This is a genomic window from Alkalibacterium sp. m-11 (assembly GCF_054658155.1).
In genome coordinates, this window is sequence record NZ_BAAGIR010000033.1 from 1 (window position 1) to 20,957 (window position 20,957).

The following is a 20,957-nucleotide window of genomic DNA, read 5'->3' on the forward strand; positions in this document are numbered from 1 at the left end:
TGTTGGTAGTGGTACTCACATTTTACCAAAGAGAGCTGTCTTTTTCTTTACCTTTAAGCTGATTAATCTAAATAATCCTTATAATGTAAAGGATAGAACGGAGTTCTTAGGGGTGCGAAACTTGAGTATAGATTAATATAGATACTAATACTGTTATATGCTACATTTAATTAAACTATATTTGTGAGGTGCCGGGATGCTTCTGTCCGAGAAAATCAAATACCTTAGAAAAACTAAAGGCTATTCTCAAAATGATATGGCAAAAGAACTGCTGATTGAGCGGCAGACCATATCAAGATGGGAAAATAATGTAACCAGACCCGATCCATACAATTTAGAATTAATTAGTGAATTGTTTGAAGTATCCTATGACTGGCTTCTGAAAGAAGACTTTGGCATCGAAGATTTGGATAAGCAAACATTTGATGCCTCAAACCTTGATAAAGAAGTCACACAAAATAATAAGCACTCAACAGAACCTCACGATTCACCCGGTTTAAAGCCTTTCGTTGATTCGTTTTGGATTCTCTTTGTGACTAGCGCTTCAACGCAAAGGCGATTAGCCTATACTCTCTTCTTCATGACTTTTGCAACTGGTGTTTTCCAGCTGGCTACACTGTTATTTAGCATTCCTTTTTCTGTGATTTATATTTTAGCTCCTCCTGGTACTTTACTTAGAAAAATTTGTCTGCTTATATTTATGCTTTGGGTGGGCTACTATCTATTCATTATTCTCCTGTTACTTTTGGGAATTGGTATGTGGTATTCATAAGTGTAAAATAATTGCGTACTCTTGTACTTTTTAAGCATGTAATCTTGAAAAAATAAGCTACTTTTTCTTCATGATATCCGTGCACTCTCTTTTTTAAGCCACTCCAACTTATTTACATACAGAAACAGATCAAGACTAGCCATAACGGTTGAACTTGATCTGTTTCTATGTATTATTTAACAATTTAGTTTATTTAGTATTGTTACTTACTTATTCTGAAGTCGCTTAGTCAATTATATCCTTCTAAGTATGAATTAAGCTAAATAGTTCAAACTAGGGATAATACTGGCTTAGCTTCTCCATGTCTGATATATTTATTCTAGCATTTAATTTTCCTGACTTACACTAAAAGGAGATTACTGTATTAACATGAACTGGAAAAGGAGATAACTCGCTTATGTCGTCGAAACATTTAAAAAGAGGACTGATTTATGCCACTTATTGCCTTATCGGTTTCTTTGCGATCCCGTACGTCTTGAATCATTATGGTGTTTCGTACACTCTAACCACTGCAGTCCTACATATTCTCATTCTAATCCTGCTTGTCTATACACTCTATCAGTACCGGCAATTAGATGGTGTACATGAGATAAACCAGAAATACAAAGAAAGCCGACAGAAACTTCTTCTTAGGGAAAATGAGCTTAATTCCTTATTTGATAATAACAACGCTTATTTATGGACCATCGACTTTGCGGAAAAAACATTCCTTCCCTCTCAAGGTTTTGAACAGGTATACGGTTTCTCAAGAGATGAATTCATGAAGAATTATGAGTTATGAGTTATGGAAAGACCGTGTAATCCCTGAAGACATGCATATTGCTGAAGAACATTATGCACGACTAAAATCTGGATTGCCCTCAAACAGAGCATTCCGTTTCAGAAATGGAAATGAAGAAATCCGCTGGCTTGATGCATGGGGTAAACCGATTTTTAATGAAAAAAATAAAGTGACTCATTTAACCGGAGTGGCCTATGACATTACTGATCGGAAAGAACTGGAAGAAAAGTTGTATCATAATGCCACCCATGACTATCTGACCGGACTGCCAAACAGAAAGAAACTGCTGCAGCACATGGAAGATGAAATGACTAAGTGCTCTGAAAACAAAGAGTCTCTGGCTGTTCTGTTTCTTGATCTGGATCATTTCAAGTTTGTTAATGACAGCTACGGGCATAATGTCGGTGATAGACTGCTTGTACAGATCGGTGAACGTCTTAACAGCTTTGTCGGAAAAAAAGGTATGGTCTTTCGACATGGTGGTGACGAATTCATAGTAATCATGAGATACCAGTCTTATAAACAGTTTATCAATGTCGTCCACGGTCTTATCGAAACATTCAAGACCCCTTACGATTTGAATGTTGAGCACAGTACTATTTCAGCAAGCATAGGTGTGAGTATGTTTCCTAAAGACGATACTACAATCGAAGGCCTGATAGGCAAGGCTGACAGAGCTATGTACCGTGCCAAAGAACAAGGCAAGAACACCTATCGTTTTGCCAATCCTGATCTTGAAGAAGCTGAAGTACGTAGAAACAATGTCGAGAAACATTTGAAGAAAGCCATGGAACTGAATGAGCTGGAAGTGCATTATCAGCCAATAGTTGATATGAAAACTGGTCAAATCTTTGGAGTTGAAGCCTTCATCCATTGGGACAACCCTGACCTTGGCAAAGTTAAGCCTTCAGAATTCATCCCTCTGGCTGAGCGGCTGGGTATCATGAGTGAAATAGGACTGTGGGTAATCGATACAGCCACTAAACAAATGAAAGCATGGCATAAAAAGGGACTTGATTTCAGATTATCAGTTAATGTTTCAACTGCTCAATTTGAGGATCCTCTCTTTTCGAGAAAACTAAACACTACCTTGGGCAACAATCATTTCAAACCTGATATGTTGACCCTTGATATACCTGAGAGTGTACTGCAGAATACTGAAAAGGCGTCTAAGACTATTCGTCACTTAAGACATATGGGAATCGAAGTAGCCATAGACGACTTCGGAACGGGCTATTCGTCACTGAGTGTTCTGAATGCAGTTCCTATTGATACTATAAAAATTGACGAAACATTTTTGAAAGATGTTCCGGAGAATGAGCATAACGGTCAGATCATCAACACGATAATTAGTTTAGGGCATACTTTAAATAGTAAAGTGATCGCAGAAGGTGTTGAAACCACTAAACAAGTTACCTTCCTGAATAAGGCTGGCTGTGAATATGGTCAAGGATGCAAGTACAGTCATCCCGAAAGTGCTGTTGAGATCGAAAAACTACTCCTGCAACAGAGTGCCTAACACACGATTGACAATACAAACAAAAAGGACCGGACTCAGCCTCTGAAGCTGAATCTGGTCCTTTTCTTCGCATTATTCTATGCTGGAAAGTGATAAGCTTATTCTGATTTTGCGTGTTTAACACTATCCGCAACAATTGAAGCGACCCCAGGCGTAAACACGTTTGGAATAATGTTATCTACTGATAGCTCCTCATCACTAATTACACTGGCAATCCCTTTAGCTGCCGCAATCTGCATATCGTCTGTGATGTTACTGGCACGAGCATCCAAAGCGCCTCTGAAAATCCCTGGAAAAGCCAGAACATTATTGATCTGATTAGGAAAATCGCTTCTTCCCGTTCCCACAATGAATGCTCCCCCGTCTTTGGCATCTTGAGGGTTGATTTCTGGTTCCGGATTCGCCATCGCAAAGATAATCGGCTTATCGTTCATTGAACTAATCCATTCTTTTTTAAGAACATTAGGAGCGGATACACCAACAAAAACATCTGCATCTTTTAGAGCTTCCTGTAGATCTCCTTTAATGTTGTCCTGGTTAGTCATTGACGCTATTTCCTCATGTCGTTCTTCAAGATTCGGATTATCTGAAGATACAATACCTTCTTTGTCTACCAACAGGATACGTTTTACTCCTGCAGTCAGTAGACGCTTGGAAATCGCGACACCTGCTGCTCCTCCACCGTTAACGACGACTTTAACTTCGTCAATTTTTTTGTCAGCTAATTTCAAAGCATTATATATCCCCGCCAGAACAACGATAGCTGTCCCGTGCTGATCATCATGGAATACCGGGATATCTAATGATTCTTTCAATCTGCGTTCTATTTCAAAACATCTCGGTGCACTAATATCTTCTAAGTTGATGCCCCCAAAAGATGGAGCAATCGCTTTGACGTGAGAGATAATTTCTTCTACATCATTTGTGTCCAGAGAGATCGGCACAGCATCCACATCAGCAAAACGTTTGAATAAGGCTGCTTTCCCTTCCATTACAGGGATAGCTGCTTCAGGACCAATATTACCCAGACCAAGTACGGCAGATCCGTCAGTCACCACTGCCACTAAATTACGTTTCGATGTGTAAGTATAAACGTCTTCTTTATTTTCAGCTATAGCTGAACTCACAGCTGCAACGCCTGGTGTGTATGCTATAGCCAAATCTTCCATGGACTCGATCTTAACTTTGGAATTAATCTCGATCTTTCCACCTTTTTCTTTACTCACTTGAAGTGCTTTTTCTTTTACGTCAGACATGTTAGTTCTCCTTTAGCTCTTTAGTTTTATCACTTAACTTGTAAAATCAAGCTACTCGATTAAAAAGACCATTTGCGGTACACTCATTCCATAATTAACAATCAGGAATATTAGGAGAGTGACCACACATGTCCTATACCCATCTTACCATGGAAGAATTCGGTTGGATAGAAACTTATCTTACTCTTGATTTATACGCACCACAAATTGCTGATAAGCTTGGACGAACAAAAACAAGGAACAAAAACAGCCTATTTACACTGTTAAACATTTCTTGACACTGTCCAAACTATCCTAGGCTATAAAGAGAATAAGACGATATGTGGTGGGAATAGAATAGCTTTACCAGACGATTAATTGAATATATCAATGTTGAGCCATAAATTATTCAGTTATCAGTAAAATAAACTAATTTTTTTAAAGTAATTTGATAAAAGAAGACGATATTCTTGACGTTTATAGTTTACGATTGTAAACTATAAACTATGAACGATTACAAATGTAAACGAAAGGGGAGTGTTAATATGAAACATCAACATAATCATCATGAGCACAATCATCATGACCACACTCATCATGACCATTCTTCTCACGCTGATCACCATGATCATGGAGGAATGGATCATTCCATGCACATGGGGAATTTAAAAATTAAATTTTTTGTTTCCCTTATTTTAGCTATCCCGATTATATTATTTGCTCCTATGATGGGAATGGAATTACCATTTCAAGTTACATTCACTGGGTCAGAATGGGTTGTAGCTATTTTAGCAACTATCTTATTCTTTTATGGAGGACTTCCATTTTTAAAAGGAGCAAAAATGGAGTTAGGTAGTAAAAACCCTGCTATGATGACCTTGATTTCACTTGGAATCACAGTAGCCTATATCTATAGTATGTATGCGTTTGTTGTTAATGAATTTTTTCAAACAGATACCCATGTGATGGACTTCTTTTGGGAGTTAGCAACGTTAATAGTCATTATGCTTTTAGGACACTGGATTGAAATGAATGCAATCAGTAATGCTGGAAATGCCTTACAAAAAATGGCAGAACTATTACCTAGTTCTGCAATAGTTATTGATAATGACGGACAAACAAAAGAAGTTCCTTTACAAGAGGTAAAAGAAGGTCAATTTGTTCGAGTAAAAGCTGGTGAAAAGATTCCGACAGATGGGATCGTTGTTTCAGGAAGTACAACAGTCAATGAATCAATGGTCACGGGAGAATCCAAGCAGGTAGAAAAAAATACAAATGATACCGTAATTGGTGGATCTGTCAACGGCTCAGGAACGATAACAGTTGAGGTTACTGCCACAGGAGAATCAAGCTATCTATCTCAAGTTATGGAATTAGTAAGTAATGCACAGAAAGAAAAATCTAGAGCTGAGACAATGTCAGATAAAGTAGCTAAATGGCTATTCTATGTTGCATTGGTTGCAGGAATTGGAGCTTTCATCGTTTGGCTATCCCTAACTGGAGATATGAATATTGCGTTAGAAAGAATGGTTACAGTATTAATCATTGCTTGTCCTCATGCACTAGGTTTAGCTATTCCGCTTGTTACAGCTCGCACAACATCTTTAGGAGCACAAAATGGTTTACTTATAAAAAATAGACAAGCTTTAGAAGTGGCGAAGAAATTGGATAAAGTTTTAATGGATAAAACTGGAACATTAACAGAAGGTAATTTTGAAGTAAACACATATATTTCTTACTCAGATGAGTATTCGGATGAAGATGTCTTAAGTTTATTTGGAGCATTAGAAGAACACTCAAGTCACCCGTTATCTGTTGGGATATTGAATAAAGTAAAAGAGATTAACCTTAGCTTACCTGAAGCAGAAAATGTGGACACACTCTCAGGTGTGGGGTTAGAAGGGACAATTAATCATAAGCACTTTAAAATAGTCAGTGTGTCATATTTAGAAAAAAACAGATTAAAATATAATAAAGAGCAGTTTGAAAAACTCTCTAGCCAAGGAAATTCAGTAAGTTTTCTAATTTTAAATGAACAAGTTATTGGGTTGGTTGCTCAAGGAGATCAAATTAAAGCAGAAGCTTATGGTCTTATTGAAACACTTATAAACGAGGGAATTCAACCAGTAATGTTAACAGGAGACAATAAACAAGTTGCGAATGCCGTGGCTAGAGAACTGGGAATTAAAGAAGTTCATGCACAATTGATGCCTGAAGATAAAGAAAAGAAAGTAAAAGAATATAGAGATCAAGGACATGTAGTTATGATGGTAGGAGATGGTGTAAATGACGCACCGAGTTTAGTACGAGCAAACGTTGGATTAGCTATTGGAGCAGGAACAGATGTGGCAATTGAATCCGCGGACACCATATTAGTAAAAAGTAATCCTGCAGATATTCTTCATTTTCTTTCTCTAGCGAAAAATAGTTCCAGAAAAATGGTTCAAAATTTATGGTGGGGAGCAGGATATAATATTGTTGCTATTCCTTTAGCAGCAGGAGTATTGGCAGGGTGGAATATCTTACTAACACCAGCAATGGGGGCAGTTTTGATGTCATTAAGTACAATTATTGTTGCGATAAATGCAATGTTATTGAAACTGGATTAGAACGTGTTGAAAGTTTCATTAGTATAAAATACGGCATAAGTAAAGGCTGGAAAAAACAGCTCTTAAACAAAATGAACAATGAAAACAGTCTGTTGGTGCTGACACCCAATAGTTAGAGTTTAATATTATGCAGCCAACTGGCTGGTTTGAGTTCGGCATTCCACTGGACTTAAGCCGGCCAGTTTTTGTTTTGTTCGGATGATATTATAATACTTGATATAGTCTTCAATTTGTTTCTTAAGTTGATTGTAGCTCACTAATGGTTTGTAACTGACATATTATCTATTCGGATTACTTTCGGCAAGCCATAAGGTTAAAATACCTCCTCATTTTTTTCATACATCATGCCTGTTTTTTCTATTTTCTTCTTTGGAAAGTTATTGCCATTAGCGTATTTTTTAGCAGTGCGCCAATTCACTCCAACTTCTTTTCTTATGTGATCAATCGATTTATCGTGATTATTCCTTCAATTTTTTATAGTATTAATATCAGTCATTGCGAGCAAACCTTTCATACCTCCAGTTAAAGTGTAGGCACTCTACCTTTAGAGGATTTTCAGGTGCCTTGCAATGGCTTTTTATATTGCGTTTTTCCTTCCGCAGAGTTATGTACTTTTACCCTGCAATCACTAGTGTTGCATTAAAATATTAACCTATTCCATAGATGCTGGTTGAATACAACAATGTCTTGCTTATATTTTATTCCATTGGTTTTACTTTATCTTCAATAAACTGAATTTCATTCTGGTTCAAATTATATTTTTTTTATAGTTTAACTATTTTCAATTATTCTACTCGTTTCTTTGATAAGATTAGAGAAAAGAATAAGGGGTGTACATATGGGCTTTTACGATAAATTGGAACAGCACCGTAAGAACTTAAATGATAATGAGGAAGAAATACTGACCTACTTATTAAATCAAGGTGAACAACTCGATGATATTACGATACGGGAGGTAGCTGGACACTTCTACACTTCTCCAACTACCATCGTTCGACTAACGCAGAAATTAGAATTTTCTGGGTACCAGCAGTTCAAGGATGATTTCTTAGCAGCCTTAGCTATTCAAACGTCTCTTGGGGAACTCTATTCTTTGGACAATATGATAATCAAAACAAAACAACTTATAAATGAAGAAGCCATTCATAAGATGACTCGGACTATTCATGAAGCAGATAATATACTATTTTTTGCAGTCGGCTTATCACGCTTCCCAGCCGAAGAGTTCAGCGAACGATTGAAAATCATCGGAAAACAAAGCCAGACATTTATTGATCCTCACATAATGAAGCATAATGCTCAAATCATGAGCGAAAAAGATCTCGCCATTGCAATCAGTATAAGCGGACGTCATCAGTCGAATGTTTATGCGGCCACTAGCCGCGCAAAAATAGCTGGTGCAAAAACTTTAAGTATTACTGGCTTTTCTTCAAATGCATTGGCTAACCTGACTGATCTTCAACTATATGGATTCAGTTCCCCTTTAAAAATTAATGGACTTGATGCGACTGACCGTTTTTCTATTCATTATTTGACAAATTACTTGTTCGACAAATACATTGAACAGTATCTCCATCTCGATACTTCCATAACATAAATAAGGACGGGTGCATATACCACCCGTCTTTATTGTCATTTACTTATTTTAATTCAGGCCAATACTCCTTATTAGCCTCTATTAAAGCATCCAGGACTTGTCTAGCTTTCTTCGCATCAACTACCGTGCGGTTGAGTGTGAGTGCTTGAAGAGCTTTGGTATAGGACCCTTCCATATAGGCTTCAACTGTCAGCTTTTCATAACCGTGTTGAGACTCGATCAGGCCTTTGTAGAAAGTATCAATCGGTCCAACTGCATAGGGCTGAGGGCCATTAATAGTTAGACTGGCAGCTACTTCAATCATGCTGTCGTCCGGAAGATTCGAAACAATTCCATTATTTTTGACCATAACGACATAGGTTTTTCGTAAATTATGGAAAATCGATCCAGCCACTTCAACCATCATGTCCCCATGTGCATCGTTATGAACGACTGTAGAATCTTTGGCTGTCCCATTTTCAATAATGCGTCTGCATTCTTCAAAGACCTTTTTCTCTCGCCCTTCTCTTACTTCATCGGTACGTGTACGATTCGGATCTAATTTCGAGAACTTATACTCAGGATACAAGTAATACTGGAGATACGTGTTTGGTAAATAATCTGGAAAGTCGATCAGCATATCCTCGACCATCGCATAAGTGTCCAGCCAGGACTGATCACGCTGCTCAGCATCTACTGGTCTGAACCCTCCGTTCAAGATGATATCCTTGATTTCAGGCATTCTATCTTTTCCATCCTCATCATATAGGTGAGTAAACCATCCGTAATGATTAAGTCCGAAATAGACCGGCTCCAGTTTATCTGCATCGTAATCGATCAAGCTTGCAAACGAACGGAGCAAATTGACCGGCTGATCACATATATTAAGAATACGCTCTTCTTCCGGGAAAATCTTGTCTAAAGCCAGCGCTACTATAGCTGCCGGATTAGTATAGTTCAAAATCCAAGCATCCGGTGAATACTGTCTTACACTATTGACCATCTGAACCATATCTCGAATGGAACGTAAGCCATAAGCAAATCCACCTGGCCCACATGTTTCTTGACCGATCACCCCATACTTCATAGGGATTTTTTCATCTTTTTCCCGCATATCAAAGCCGCCGGTTCTCATCTGACAGAAGACAAAGTCCACATCACGATATGCTTCTTCTTCATCAGTCGTATAACTGACCTTCACTTCAGGTGCTTCTTCCTTAAAGAGAATCTTGGCAAACTCTCCAATAACTTCCTGACGTTCTGCATCGATGTCATACAGCTTTATTTCTTTAATAGGAAATTCGTTTAAGTGTGTGGTCATGGCCTTAAGGATACCCGGAGACCATGTCGATCCTCCACCTACTAATACGATTCTGCTTTTTTTATTCTTCATGATAATTTGCTGCTCCTTTCACTTTGGGTGCTATGGACTCTACTTTCGGTCCATAGATCACTTGATAATTCGTTTCATCAATTTTGACCATACCTGCTGCTCCAGTTTTCTTTAACCCTGCTTCGTCAACTTTACCGGTATCTTCCAATACAAGTCTTAGTCGAGTGAAGCAGTTATCGATGCTTTGAATATTACCGGCACCTCCAAGGGCATTGACAATAGCGTCTCCTAATTTATCTTCTGAAACTTTAGAATCTGTCTCGATATCCATTTCATCATCATTAACATCTCTACCTGGAGTTAGTACTCTTCTTTTTTCAATGACTATTTTAAATACAAAGTAATAGATTGGTGCGTAAATGAGTCCTACTAATACTGCCCAGAACCAGTTTGTGGCAGTCCCCTGGAGGATACCGAACACAAACAGATCAATGACGCCCCCTTGTACGTTACCGATGACTACTCCAAGAGCATCCATCAACATGAAGGATAACCCTGCCATGAAAGCATTGAAGATGAACAAAATTGGGGAAACAAAGATAAATGAGAATTCAATAGGTTCAGTAATTCCTGTAGTGAAGCTGGCTAAACCAGAAGCTGACATTAACCCTTTGACGTCCTTCTTCTTTTCCTGATAAGCTACCTTCACCATCGCAAAAGCTGCGGCCGGTAAGCCGAATATCATGAAAGGAATCTTACCCTGCGCAAGAAAACGAGTAGCTTCTGCCATCACTCCAAGATCTGGTGAGTCTTGAGCAAGAGAGGTATTGAAGATATTCAATGCTCCAACCACTTGATTGCCGTCTATTTCTGCAACTCCACCAATTGGTGTAAAGCGAACCAGCTGATTCAGGATATGATGAAGACCCGTTGGAATAAGTAATCGTTCCAGGAATCCAAATAAGAAGGTTCCCAGTAAACCCGCCTGAGCGATTATGTTTCCGACTCCTTCAATTGCGGCTCCAAAGAAAGGCCACACAAAGTACATCACTATAGCCAGGAAAGGAATGCTGACAGTCGTAACGATTGGAACAAATCGTTTACCTCCAAAGAAACTGATTGATGTCGGTAAGTCGATGGTATGAAAGGTGTTATGAAGATAAGATACAAGCATACCAACAATGATTCCTCCAAAAACATTCATCCTCAATGTAAAGATGCCTAGAACTAATTCGTATTGAGAAGCCGTTTGTATAGCTTGCAACTCAGTCAATCCCGTTTCCATTAAAGCATCGACTGAATAGGTTGCTGCAGTGATATCATTGGCCTGCAGAAGATACTGAATGGTGATATGGAATAACAGGAAGCCAATCACACCTGCAAATGCCGCTGTCGTCTTTTCCTTTCGAGCCAGCCCAATCGATATGGAAACTGCAAATAGTATTGGCAAGTTTCCGAATATTCCTCCTGCAAGTGCCCGAATAATACCAATGACGCTTTGAACTGCAGTCATATTAATAAATGTCTCTCCAACGATACTTGGATTTTGCAGCACTGCAGCTATTCCTAGAAATATACCCGCAGCGGCTATTAATGATATGGGGGTCATTAATGATTTACCCAACCGTTGCCAAAAATCTTTTGCCATGTATAACTCCTCCTTAAAAAGTAATGCCGTCTTTTGATAATCTTATTGTAGACTTAATGTTTAAGCGTTTACAATAGGGAAGAGCGTGGTTTACATTGATTGTCATTGTACACAATATTGTGTACAACACTAGTTTATTCTTACTGAATGTGTTGGAGCAACTGAGTTTAGCGGTTGTAATAGCCTTGCTTTTAAACTTGGCTTGAACTACTTTTAACTAGTCTTACTTGATAATGTGTAGCTTATTCACCCGGCACATAAGAATGAGTGCATTATCAGGGATCCACCTTTATAGCAAAACTAAAAACGGATGTACCAGTGTGCGCCTAGATACTGGTACATCCGTTTTATTGGGGTATTATTTTTAGCAACTATAGTAACAGTAGATGTTGCCCTTCAATTTATTTAGCTAACTGGTGATTGATTTCCTGAGCCAGTTGTCTAAGTTCTCTTTTTCTTCTCTGGACGCTCAAGTAGTAGATTCCAATAAATAGCACAGTGTTCATCATTAAACCCGCTACTGAAGTATCAAAAGTACCAAATAAACTAATTACTAAATTAAAAATAATCAATTGGAACCCACAATTGATCACGTGATACACTCTTGCTGATTTAACGCTTAGGTAACTTGTGCCGTAAGAGACCAAACATAGAAGTATGATTATGACTGCAAGTAACAGCACTGACAAACTGACATTACCTATATTTATAATCTGGAAGTAATCCAAAGCAGCGTTCAACAGCACGACTACTGAAAATACAAAAGTCATGGTGTTCATATAACTCGAAATGAAATTTTTAATCATAAATAATCCCTCCACTAAATATTTAAATACCTTTTTACTTCCCTCATGTAATGACGGCTGATGATCAGCTTCTCTTCATTTTTCAGGCTTGCTTCCAGTCTATAGTTTTCCATCGGTGCCACACTGGCCAGATAGTCCATATTTAATAGCGTCTGTTTATTGATTTTGACAAAGGATGTCCCTTTAAGCTTTTCTTCCAGTTCATATAACTTTTCTTTAGACTCGTACACGTCACTTTCAGTATATATGAAGGATCGCCCATCTACGCTTTCAAAATAGCAGACGTCGTGACTTACGAGGTAATATTGCTTATCTTTCAATACCCCTTCCAGTTTCACATTTCCCATGTTGATCGTATCTACTATTTTCTGTATGCGTCGATCAAACATGTTGTATGTAATGTCAATGACCGCCTCTTTTAATGATCTGTCCTCCGTTAGGTTTAGCTTCATCCTCTCACCCTCTCTTGTAGTAATTTCAGTGTATATAGTCTCTATGAAGGATTCAACCAGTTTTGGACAACATGCACATATGGAAGAGTGAAATGCAATACTAACGTAAAAAGTTCAAGACAATCTCATTAGAGAATGTCTTGAACTTTTTACTGACCACTGAGACGATTAACTATAGGAACGATTTTATTTTGACGCTTTTTTCTCAGCATGTCGCTTGTGCACAGATTCATTTTTTCAGGTTAAAAAATCAAATAATTGAGACAATAACTAGCAATTAGTAGTTGATCAATCGACCATTATCATTCCATTGTCCGTACATTTTATTTTCTTTCGTCTGTTCAAGAAACTTATTCAACCGTTTGATATACAATTCAGGCTGATTTTTATAAGTTTGTATCGTATCCAGTCTGATACGCCTGTATAATTCTGGAAAATTGATGAAGTTCTGGTATGTCTGATCGTCTGCTTTCAAAAGCGCTTTGATCTCTTTGTCTATAGTGAACGACTTTGGTCGCATGTCAGGAAGACTGTTCAGCCCTTCTTCTTTCATCAGACCCAGCTTAATCAGCCTTCTTGCTCGTTCTTTATTTAACTCTGTCCAAGTACTCCTCTTCTTTCTTGGGGACAACCTTTGAGCTAACTGATTATCAGCAGTTTTCTTCATCGTGCTATCAATCCAGCCAAAACAGATGGCTTCCTCTACTGCATCAAGGTATTGGATAACACCCTCCTGATCCTTCATGCTTACTATCACCCAGCAGAAGTCTGCAGTCTTCGCGTTGTTTTCAAGCCATTGCCTTAATTCTTGCCTTGTTTTAGCTTCAATGAGGTTGTTAATTTCCATTGGGCATTCTTCCTTTTTCCTTAAAATAATGCATGCACATCTATTACTTTTCATGTCATTATACACTATAGATGTAAAAAAGAACCCCTTCGAAAAGGAGTTCTTCCAAATTATTCATCTGAGATTCTCACAACAGATACGTTTCTTTTCTATTTTTTCTTTTTAATAAAGTGAGCTGCGGTGCCTGTTGCAATTGATCCCAGTCCAACTAAACCAACGGTCCAGGTAACAGTAGCTGTTTCTGGAAGTCTTTCCCGTTCAGTCATCGAAACTTTCTGATGAAACAGTGACGACTTCAGATCCTTCTTCTGTGTTGTTGTCTTCATCAGCCGAAACTACCAGCGGAGCCGAAAATAGTATGCTGGAAGATAATAAACTAAGTACAAAAGTTTTGCTTTTGAAAATCATGACATCTCTCCTAAAATATAGTTGGGTTACAGCCAAGTCATTAAGAATAAGTAATGACACATGCAACACCTTATACAGCATAACTAATCCGCGGAGAGATTTCCATAATAATACGTAAATTAATTGTATAAAATTTGTAAATGTACGTCTTTAAGCTCTATATCTCGAAAATATTACATTAATCCATTTAACAATCGGTTATAATCTTAACGAACATAGTTTTGTACGGGTCTATTGGGAGAATACCTATAAAGTATATTAACAAAGCACAGCTACCTTGTTTCTACAAAGTATTCCAGATTGTCCAGTGAAGAACCCAGTCCGTCAATATGATCCTGTTTGTTGATTCCGAGCGGGACATTTTCTGCAATGACCGTAATCTTGGTTCCTTCCAGATTCTCTTCAAAGTACCAGGTCATCGTCATCACCCCTTCAAAGTCAGGGTCTTCCGAATCGAAAGCGCCTGCCATGACGATTTTCATATCCGGCACGACGTCAACGAAAGTCCCTTCCGAAACATCAGAATCTATAGTCGTTTTTCCTGTAATCTGTTCTTTCTTTTCATAATAGAGAATCAGTCGATACTTTCCGCCAGCATGTGGTTCGAATAGGGAGACTTCCCCTCTCATCCCTTCAGGCGGAAGCCACTTGATTAGTGAATCCGGGTCGATGAAGGCCTGATAAAGCGTGTGCGGTGAAGACGCAATATTCTTTGAAACCGTGTCGATTCGTCCAGTTGATGATCGCTCCTGCATTTCAATCGCTCCTTTACGACATTCTTCTGTTTTCAGTTAGCCCGTTTCCTCTGAAGGTTGGAATCTTGACTGACATACCAAAGCTTCGCCAGCAGATACATCAGGAACATGACCACCGCTCCTATAATGGTAAGTGACAGAATGTAGACTGGATTGACTGTTATTCCAGCTACTGTGATATCAGAGCCGATGCTGTGCAAGTAGACTAAAGGCGCTGCCGATCCCGGTGTATACGTAAATAAATAATTGGCTTGTTCATTAAAAATATCAGTGAACCAGTTATTTACGATAACTGACAATACATACAGCGGCACCACAATCCCATAAGCTTTCAAAAGGGCTCTTCGATCGATCCGGATCATCTCTGTTAACAGCAGGTATAGCCCCGTCGCTACAATCAGCATATGCCCAAAAATATAGGAAAATCCTCGAATGCTAAGTACATTACTGTATGTTTCCAGTGCGTCGGCAAATATGATGGCTGCCAGACCTGCAGGCACAGCCAAGCACCAGGCAATCGTGCTAATCACACGACGAGCAGGATTAATCGCAACCATAAGCAGCAGGATGTTGGCAAAGTGAGAGATATGGAATGGGAAAACCTCAGGACCCAAGCCGTCGGTACTGAAAACATAAATTTGTCTGGTAGCTAATATGCCTACCAGGATTATCCCCATCGCTATGGCAACATGTCTCTTTACTGCAAATGCTTTGTATCGAGTGAATATATATAATGTAATGGCGAGCGCGAAAGGAAAAACGATCATAAAGTAATGAAACGTGCTCCGCATTTCAAACTGCATCTGCATAGTGTATACATCCTCTCATCATCTCCAGTAAAAAAATAAAAATCTTCCACCCGCATTACAAGCCCCTTCTGTAATACTGCAAGCAGAAATCCCTACGAGTGAACTTAACCCGTTAGATGATAGCACGCTACTCTCTTATATTTATTCAGTATGAAGTAACAATTGATCTAAATCCATTATTTTAATTTTCTTTTTCGGTAACTGTTTAATCAATCCAAGTTCTTCTAGAGTAGTAAATTTACGGCTGATTGTTTCTGGTGTGGTACCAAGATACGAGGCTAAATCCTTTTTGGACATTGGTAAGATAATCGTTGGACTATTGCCACTTCCCTTTTCAACATTCTCAGCTAAAAAGGATATAATGCGGGTTTCTACATTTTCAATCGCTACTTGTGTGGTTTGTTTTTCAGAATCCTTCAAACGCATCGTTACTTCTGACAGTATTTTTAATGAGATTTGCGGATATTCCACCAAATACTTTTGTAAATCCTCTCGTTTAATTAAACAAATGGATGTATTTTGTAGTGCTTCCGCATAGTTCTCATGAATACTTCCAGGTTGGAAAATGGCGACTTCACCTGTAAAATCACCGGGATTTAAAATGCGAACAAGTTGTTCTTTTCCAGAATCCGATAAGCGGTAAATCCGAGCCTTACCTGAATTGATAATATATAAGGTATCATCTTTCTCACCTGCACGGAATAACATTTCCCCTTTTTGTAGATGAAGTGTCTTGGCAGATTCCGCAATCAAATCCATTTGTGAGTCTTCCAGATGGTTGAAAATGGGAACAATACGAATACATTCTGCATGTCCATGTTGGTGATGACAACATTGGTTTTTTTCCAAAATAACCTCTCCTTTTTATAATAAGCCTAAGAGGGCATCTTAGGCTTCCTTTCTATTCACTCGATTAAGCAGGTTTTACCTTTGATTTGACAACAGGATATCCTAAGTCTTCAATTGCCTCTTCGATATCGTTAATAACGACTGCTTCTGAATCAAAATCTACTTTTACTTTACTTGCATTGAACATTACTTTCAAGCTATCTTGATTCACACCGTTTATTCCTTTCACCGCATTTTCAATCTTTTGGAGACAAGATGGGCAAGATAAGGTTTCTAATTGAATCGTTGCTTTTTGCATAAATCATTTCCCCCTTCATTTTTTAACGACCGTAAACCAATTTATTCTTTTGTTTTTGGGTTACTTTTAAGCCTGATATGCTTTGTCTACTTCTGATAACATCTCGAATGTGCCTGCATACGTTTCACATACATCTCCAGGAATGGTGTAGTTGTCTGTGATTTTTCGTAATTGAGCAAATTCAGCATCTAAGTCAGGTTTGTTCGTACCTGCGTCTTTTACTTTTCCACTAATTGTTTCAAACAATTCACGTACTTCAAAGGCTTCTGGATGGTTCTTACCATGGGCCCGTGTAATCGCAGTAGTGTATAAATCCAGTTTTTCAAAATGGTTTGTTATTACTTCGTTAAATGTTTGTTCAGACATTATTATTTCCCTCTTTCTTGTGGTTTTTTGGTCTTAGGCCGATTTTACTTTTGATTTGACGACTGGATATCCTAAGTCTTCAATGGCTTTTTCGATATCGTTAATGGTGATCGTTTCTGAATCAAAATCTACTTTTACTTTACTGGCATTAAATAATACTTTTAAGCTATCATGATTAACCCCGTTTAATCCTTTCACCGCATTTTCAATCTTTTGCATACAAGATGGACAAGATAATGTTTCTAATTGAATAACTGCTTTTTGCATGAATTATTTCTCCTTTCATCTTATCTTTGATTTTTTTGTTTTCCCTCTTCTTCTTTACAATTTAAGTATAGCTGAGGTTCAACGAAATGAAATTGACGCAAATCAAGTTTTAAGAAAAAAGTAGGGGAGTATTTTGTTCTTCCTACCTGAATACTTCCCCTTTATCATTCGTCAAGACCGCTTTCTATTAAATTTATCCTCTCAAACGGTATCGAAGCAATCTCATACCATTCAAGATGACTACTAAGATACTTGCTTCGTGAACCAACATCCCGATTGACATATTCATCCATTCACTAAATAGTAGGCTGGCAAGTAAGACTAATACCACACCAACTGCTATGGTGATGTTCTGTTTCATGTTTCTTGAAGTTGTTTTTGTTAAGCCTAATGCGTGTGGTAAACGACTAAAGTCAGAATTCATTAAAACGACATCCGATGTTTCAATTGCAACATCTGTTCCACTTCCCATTGCGATTCCGATATCTGCTAAGGCTAATGAAGGACTATCATTCACTCCGTCACCGACAAAGGCAATGAGTTGGCCTTTTGCTTGCATTTTTTCAATATATGCGGATTTTCCTGCTGGAAGCATATGACCATGTGCTTCTGTTAACCCAAGTTCTCGAGCAACTAAATCTACGGTTCCTTGGTTGTCCCCAGAAAGAACGACAAGGTTTTTGACCCCTAGTTTTTTCAGTTTTTGAAGATCTTTTTTAACACCTGGACGGATTTGATCCCGAATACCCATCAGAACGTTTAATTCTCCGTCGACCGCAGTTAACACAAGAGAATTCCCATATTTCTCAAAGCGTTCGACATCTTTTTTAGCTTTTTCGCTTAATTTCACATTTTCCTTTTCCATTAAAGCTACGTTACCAACGGCTATACGATGAACACCTATTTTTGCTACAATTCCGCCACCTTTAACGACTTCGGTTTCTTCAACAGTATAGAAAGTTGTCTCGCCAATATCCTGTAAGACAGCTTTTGCTAGTGGGTGGTCCGATTCGCGCTCCACACTTGCTAAGTATCCTAGAATTTCTTCAGTGTTGTTGCCGTAAAATTCTTTTTCGGCAACTTCGGGGTTTCCTACTGTCAATGTTCCCGTTTTATCAAAAACGATAGTATCTACTCTGCTAAAATCATTGATAACTTCACTACCTTTTAAGAGGACACCATTACGTGCACCGTTTCCGATACCGGCAACGTTGGATACAGGAACCCCGATAACTAATGCACCTGGACATCCTAAAACAAGAATCGTGATAGCTAGTTCAATATCTTTTGAGAATAGCCAAACAATAAAACCAAGGACTAAAACAGCTGGTGTATAGTATTTTGAGAATCGATCAATAAACCGCTCTGCTTCTGATTTGGAATCCTGTGCTTCTTCCACTAATTCGATAATTCTACCAAATGTTGTATCTTCCCCTACACGGTCAGATCGAATTTGCATCGTTCCATTTTCTAAGATTGTTCCCGCAAATACTTCAGAATCGACCCTTTTGCTTACTGGAACAGACTCTCCGGTAATACTTGCTTCATTGATGTGACCTTCACCTGTTAACACGGTTCCATCTACGGGGACTTTTGCACCCGTTTTGACTAATAAAATGTCACCTTCATCTACATCATCGACATCAACTTCTTCAAATTCTCCATTTTCCATTTGCTTTAAAGCACTTTCTGGTGCCAGCTCTGTTAATTCTTTAATGGCAGAACGTGTTTTGTTCAAGGTACGTTGCTCCAAGTAAGAACCAAATAAGAATAAGAAAGTAACGATGGCTGATTCCTCATAATTTTGAATCAATACTGCCCCAATTACTGCAATGGTAACTAACACATCAATACTGACAACTTTTACTTTTAATGCCTGAAAGGCTTGAATCGCAATTGGTGCTACACCAAGAATAGATGCAATGATGAGCGACCAATTGAAAATGGCCATGTTGTCTAAGGAAAATCGTCCGAAGAATGCAAGTGCAATCAAAATTGCACTGATCAATGTAATGGAATTCTTTTTACTTAATATATATCTTTGCATGTTGATTCCCTCCAATTTCATTTTCATTTGTATTCCTTGTTGATGACTCTAGTATAGGATGTTTCTATGAAATAAAAATTGATTAGGATCAAGTTCTATTGTAAAAGTGTAAAATTATAAAAGAACAGCAAAACAAATCCAACTGTTTTACTTAATAACTGAATAACTCTTATATATTATCGAACATACAATCAAAAAAATCATTATATTGTACATCACTAGTGTTGCATAAAACTTAGAATAAATGATTTTTATACATTGTCACTTTAATCACAAGTAGTTTTCATTAAAATTTCCAAAAAGTCAATTGCTGGCGCAAGGGATGACTTTTTCCAGAAATTTTTAGGGGTTATTTAGTTGTCGATTAGTCTATTTGCACTCTCTTTCACTTAACCAGGGGCGAACGATTCTTTGAAACACTCAAACGGTTCATACTGTAACGCTCTGATTTGTCTCAAAATAGTGAAGAGGGTTGATTTCAACCTTAATTTAAGTTTCATCAGTAACGTCAATATTTTTTTTAAAAGGGTTAATCCAAAGCAGTTTTCACCTTATTTTATTTTCTTGTAGCTGCCTGTATGTACCCTTTTCATATACATACAATTATATAAATATCGACCGTTCAAAATCCGGTTCCTTTCTAACGAGTTGTCGACAGAAAAAGCCATGCCCTTATGGACATGACTTTAAGTCTGGCTGTTCAGTTTTCCTGGACCCTCTATTTCTTAGAGATACCTACCTCAATAAATATATGTAAAATGGAAAGACATATCCGGAATTTACAATACGGTAAACACCTGTATCAAAATCCGCGTCGTATTGGTCAAGGTCACTGAAACGCTTTTCAAAAGGCTCTTCAGCTGTGATAATAGTCTCTGCATCTTCTGCCCCATAAAGAACCCCTTCTATCTGTTCCCACTCTCCAGCTGTAAACTCTTCCAGTCGGAAATGTGTGCTTCCGATTCTCAGCTCTTCTCCTTCTTCCACAGTTATTTCAAGAACCAGCTCGGTCACTTCAGTTCTTTCTGCCCGTACATTAAATTGAATTGCCTCCAGGTCAACGCTATCTTCTTTCTGCGAATAAGCTTCCTCTTCATGATCCCGATCAAAAGTTATTTTATCAATTTTACCGACTTCTCTCCTTGCATCAGAACTACTGAGAGAATTGCCCTCGCGCCCTTCGCTTCCATCATCTGTTTCACTTCCTTCCTCCGTAGCACAGGAAGCCAGAAGAAAGATACTCATTACCAACATTACTAATTTCACTTTCATCCTCCGCTCTCTTCAATAAATCATCGCTAAAATGTTTTGAGATATAACAATGCCACTAACTTTTTTACGTATTCATCAGTTGATATAAAGCACCGTAGAGATTCGCATCATTGCCCAAATCACTTCTTTTAATTGATGCACGAACTCCCGTAACTGAATAAACAAGGTCCCTTTCATAGAATAAACTGGACCCCATGTCAAGGACAGTTTGATAAAAACCCCTTATAATTTATTATCGCTCCTTCTATGATAACGTCATAGGAGGAGCGATAATACGTTTAAGCCTGGATCAATACTTAGATTTTGGG

At 38.1% G+C, this 20,957-nt stretch carries 20 protein-coding genes; 5 read left to right on the plus strand and 15 right to left on the minus strand.

What is annotated here, in order from left to right:
* The first annotated feature begins 196 nt into the window (after positions 1–196).
* From ACYQ2O_RS05260 to ACYQ2O_RS05270, 3 genes are all read left to right on the plus strand, one after another.
* Positions 197–772: a helix-turn-helix domain-containing protein gene (locus ACYQ2O_RS05260; RefSeq protein WP_346024313.1), complete on the plus strand. Its 576-nt coding sequence runs from the start codon at positions 197–199 to the stop codon at positions 770–772.
* Between the two features lie 397 nt (positions 773–1,169).
* On the plus strand, positions 1,170–1,553 hold the full coding sequence (locus ACYQ2O_RS05265) for a hypothetical protein (protein WP_459796144.1): 384 nt from the start codon (positions 1,170–1,172) through the stop codon (positions 1,551–1,553).
* Positions 1,543–3,072, plus strand: a complete 1,530-nt coding sequence (locus ACYQ2O_RS05270; RefSeq protein WP_459796145.1) for a putative bifunctional diguanylate cyclase/phosphodiesterase — start codon at positions 1,543–1,545, stop codon at positions 3,070–3,072. The genes ACYQ2O_RS05265 and ACYQ2O_RS05270 overlap by 11 nt, the downstream gene beginning before the upstream one ends.
* A gap of 98 nt (positions 3,073–3,170) precedes the next feature.
* Here ACYQ2O_RS05270 and ACYQ2O_RS05275 read toward each other — a convergent pair whose 3' ends face one another.
* The gene (locus ACYQ2O_RS05275; RefSeq protein WP_346024311.1) at positions 3,171–4,328 is read right to left on the minus strand and encodes an NAD(P)-dependent malic enzyme; all 1,158 of its coding nucleotides are present in this window, start codon (positions 4,326–4,328) and stop codon (positions 3,171–3,173) included.
* Positions 4,329–4,852: 524 nt separating this feature from the next.
* Here ACYQ2O_RS05275 and ACYQ2O_RS05280 point away from each other — a divergent pair.
* Positions 4,853–6,916 carry a heavy metal translocating P-type ATPase gene (locus ACYQ2O_RS05280; protein ID WP_346024310.1) on the plus strand — a complete coding sequence of 688 codons (2,064 nt, stop codon included), beginning with the start codon at positions 4,853–4,855 and terminating at the stop codon, positions 6,914–6,916.
* Between the two features lie 125 nt (positions 6,917–7,041).
* On the opposite strand, the gene ACYQ2O_RS05285 is transcribed toward ACYQ2O_RS05280, so the two are convergent.
* Complete coding sequence (locus ACYQ2O_RS05285; protein ID WP_428830601.1) at positions 7,042–7,173, minus strand: IS3 family transposase; 132 nt, start codon at positions 7,171–7,173, stop codon at positions 7,042–7,044.
* 581 nt (positions 7,174–7,754) lie between these two features.
* Between ACYQ2O_RS05285 and ACYQ2O_RS05290 the strand changes: the two genes are divergently transcribed.
* Positions 7,755–8,513, plus strand: a complete 759-nt coding sequence (locus ACYQ2O_RS05290) for a MurR/RpiR family transcriptional regulator (protein ID WP_346024309.1) — start codon at positions 7,755–7,757, stop codon at positions 8,511–8,513.
* Positions 8,514–8,556: 43 nt separating this feature from the next.
* On the opposite strand, the gene ACYQ2O_RS05295 is transcribed toward ACYQ2O_RS05290, so the two are convergent.
* The 13 genes from ACYQ2O_RS05295 to ACYQ2O_RS05355 form a co-directional block, all read right to left on the minus strand.
* The gene (locus tag ACYQ2O_RS05295) at positions 8,557–9,885 is read right to left on the minus strand and encodes a 6-phospho-alpha-glucosidase (RefSeq protein ID WP_346024308.1); all 1,329 of its coding nucleotides are present in this window, start codon (positions 9,883–9,885) and stop codon (positions 8,557–8,559) included.
* Positions 9,875–11,473: a PTS transporter subunit EIIC gene (locus tag ACYQ2O_RS05300; RefSeq protein WP_346024307.1), complete on the minus strand. Its 1,599-nt coding sequence runs from the start codon at positions 11,471–11,473 to the stop codon at positions 9,875–9,877. The genes ACYQ2O_RS05295 and ACYQ2O_RS05300 overlap by 11 nt, the downstream gene beginning before the upstream one ends.
* A gap of 820 nt (positions 11,474–12,293) precedes the next feature.
* A complete protein-coding gene (locus tag ACYQ2O_RS05305) occupies positions 12,294–12,731 on the minus strand; it encodes a LytTR family DNA-binding domain-containing protein (RefSeq protein ID WP_091482916.1) in 438 nt (145 codons plus the stop codon).
* Between the two features lie 277 nt (positions 12,732–13,008).
* Positions 13,009–13,578 (minus strand): YdeI/OmpD-associated family protein, encoded by a 570-nt coding sequence (locus ACYQ2O_RS05310; RefSeq protein WP_346024306.1) that lies wholly within the window; start codon positions 13,576–13,578, stop codon positions 13,009–13,011.
* A gap of 149 nt (positions 13,579–13,727) precedes the next feature.
* Complete coding sequence (locus ACYQ2O_RS05315; protein WP_346024305.1) at positions 13,728–13,904, minus strand: LPXTG cell wall anchor domain-containing protein; 177 nt, start codon at positions 13,902–13,904, stop codon at positions 13,728–13,730.
* A gap of 354 nt (positions 13,905–14,258) precedes the next feature.
* Positions 14,259–14,741 carry an SRPBCC domain-containing protein gene (locus tag ACYQ2O_RS05320; protein WP_346024304.1) on the minus strand — a complete coding sequence of 161 codons (483 nt, stop codon included), beginning with the start codon at positions 14,739–14,741 and terminating at the stop codon, positions 14,259–14,261.
* Between the two features lie 32 nt (positions 14,742–14,773).
* Entirely contained in the window at positions 14,774–15,550 is a 777-nt protein-coding gene (locus ACYQ2O_RS05325) for a TMEM164 family acyltransferase (RefSeq protein ID WP_459796146.1), read from the minus strand.
* Between the two features lie 141 nt (positions 15,551–15,691).
* Positions 15,692–16,399 (minus strand): Crp/Fnr family transcriptional regulator, encoded by a 708-nt coding sequence (locus ACYQ2O_RS05330; protein WP_346024302.1) that lies wholly within the window; start codon positions 16,397–16,399, stop codon positions 15,692–15,694.
* A gap of 64 nt (positions 16,400–16,463) precedes the next feature.
* Positions 16,464–16,697 carry a heavy-metal-associated domain-containing protein gene (locus ACYQ2O_RS05335; protein ID WP_066189344.1) on the minus strand — a complete coding sequence of 78 codons (234 nt, stop codon included), beginning with the start codon at positions 16,695–16,697 and terminating at the stop codon, positions 16,464–16,466.
* A 66-nt stretch (positions 16,698–16,763) separates the two neighbouring features.
* The gene (locus tag ACYQ2O_RS05340; protein ID WP_026907429.1) at positions 16,764–17,063 is read right to left on the minus strand and encodes a hypothetical protein; all 300 of its coding nucleotides are present in this window, start codon (positions 17,061–17,063) and stop codon (positions 16,764–16,766) included.
* Between the two features lie 33 nt (positions 17,064–17,096).
* The gene (locus tag ACYQ2O_RS05345; RefSeq protein ID WP_029333960.1) at positions 17,097–17,330 is read right to left on the minus strand and encodes a heavy-metal-associated domain-containing protein; all 234 of its coding nucleotides are present in this window, start codon (positions 17,328–17,330) and stop codon (positions 17,097–17,099) included.
* 193 nt (positions 17,331–17,523) lie between these two features.
* On the minus strand, positions 17,524–19,377 hold the full coding sequence (locus ACYQ2O_RS05350; protein WP_346024301.1) for a heavy metal translocating P-type ATPase: 1,854 nt from the start codon (positions 19,375–19,377) through the stop codon (positions 17,524–17,526).
* Between the two features lie 735 nt (positions 19,378–20,112).
* Positions 20,113–20,643, minus strand: coding sequence for an immunoglobulin-like domain-containing protein (locus ACYQ2O_RS05355; RefSeq protein WP_459771007.1), 531 nt, complete (start codon positions 20,641–20,643; stop codon positions 20,113–20,115).
* Between the last annotated feature and the right edge of the window lie 314 nt (positions 20,644–20,957).

Coding starts and splice junctions, on each gene's coding strand:
- ACYQ2O_RS05260 (WP_346024313.1), top strand. CDS start 197: ATGCTTCTGTCCGAGAAAATCAAATACCTTAGAAAAACTAAAGGCTAT.
- ACYQ2O_RS05265 (WP_459796144.1), top strand. CDS start 1,170: ATGTCGTCGAAACATTTAAAAAGAGGACTGATTTATGCCACTTATTGC.
- ACYQ2O_RS05270 (WP_459796145.1), top strand. CDS start 1,543: ATGAGTTATGAGTTATGGAAAGACCGTGTAATCCCTGAAGACATGCAT.
- ACYQ2O_RS05275 (WP_346024311.1), bottom strand. CDS start 4,328: ATGTCTGACGTAAAAGAAAAAGCACTTCAAGTGAGTAAAGAAAAAGGT.
- ACYQ2O_RS05280 (WP_346024310.1), top strand. CDS start 4,853: ATGAAACATCAACATAATCATCATGAGCACAATCATCATGACCACACT.
- ACYQ2O_RS05290 (WP_346024309.1), top strand. CDS start 7,755: ATGGGCTTTTACGATAAATTGGAACAGCACCGTAAGAACTTAAATGAT.
- ACYQ2O_RS05295 (WP_346024308.1), bottom strand. CDS start 9,885: ATGAAGAATAAAAAAAGCAGAATCGTATTAGTAGGTGGAGGATCGACA.
- ACYQ2O_RS05300 (WP_346024307.1), bottom strand. CDS start 11,473: ATGGCAAAAGATTTTTGGCAACGGTTGGGTAAATCATTAATGACCCCC.
- ACYQ2O_RS05305 (WP_091482916.1), bottom strand. CDS start 12,731: ATGAAGCTAAACCTAACGGAGGACAGATCATTAAAAGAGGCGGTCATT.
- ACYQ2O_RS05310 (WP_346024306.1), bottom strand. CDS start 13,578: ATGGAAATTAACAACCTCATTGAAGCTAAAACAAGGCAAGAATTAAGG.
- ACYQ2O_RS05315 (WP_346024305.1), bottom strand. CDS start 13,904: ATGAAGACAACAACACAGAAGAAGGATCTGAAGTCGTCACTGTTTCAT.
- ACYQ2O_RS05320 (WP_346024304.1), bottom strand. CDS start 14,741: ATGCAGGAGCGATCATCAACTGGACGAATCGACACGGTTTCAAAGAAT.
- ACYQ2O_RS05325 (WP_459796146.1), bottom strand. CDS start 15,550: ATGCAGATGCAGTTTGAAATGCGGAGCACGTTTCATTACTTTATGATC.
- ACYQ2O_RS05335 (WP_066189344.1), bottom strand. CDS start 16,697: ATGCAAAAAGCAACGATTCAATTAGAAACCTTATCTTGCCCATCTTGT.
- ACYQ2O_RS05340 (WP_026907429.1), bottom strand. CDS start 17,063: ATGTCTGAACAAACATTTAACGAAGTAATAACAAACCATTTTGAAAAA.
- ACYQ2O_RS05345 (WP_029333960.1), bottom strand. CDS start 17,330: ATGCAAAAAGCAGTTATTCAATTAGAAACATTATCTTGTCCATCTTGT.
- ACYQ2O_RS05350 (WP_346024301.1), bottom strand. CDS start 19,377: ATGCAAAGATATATATTAAGTAAAAAGAATTCCATTACATTGATCAGT.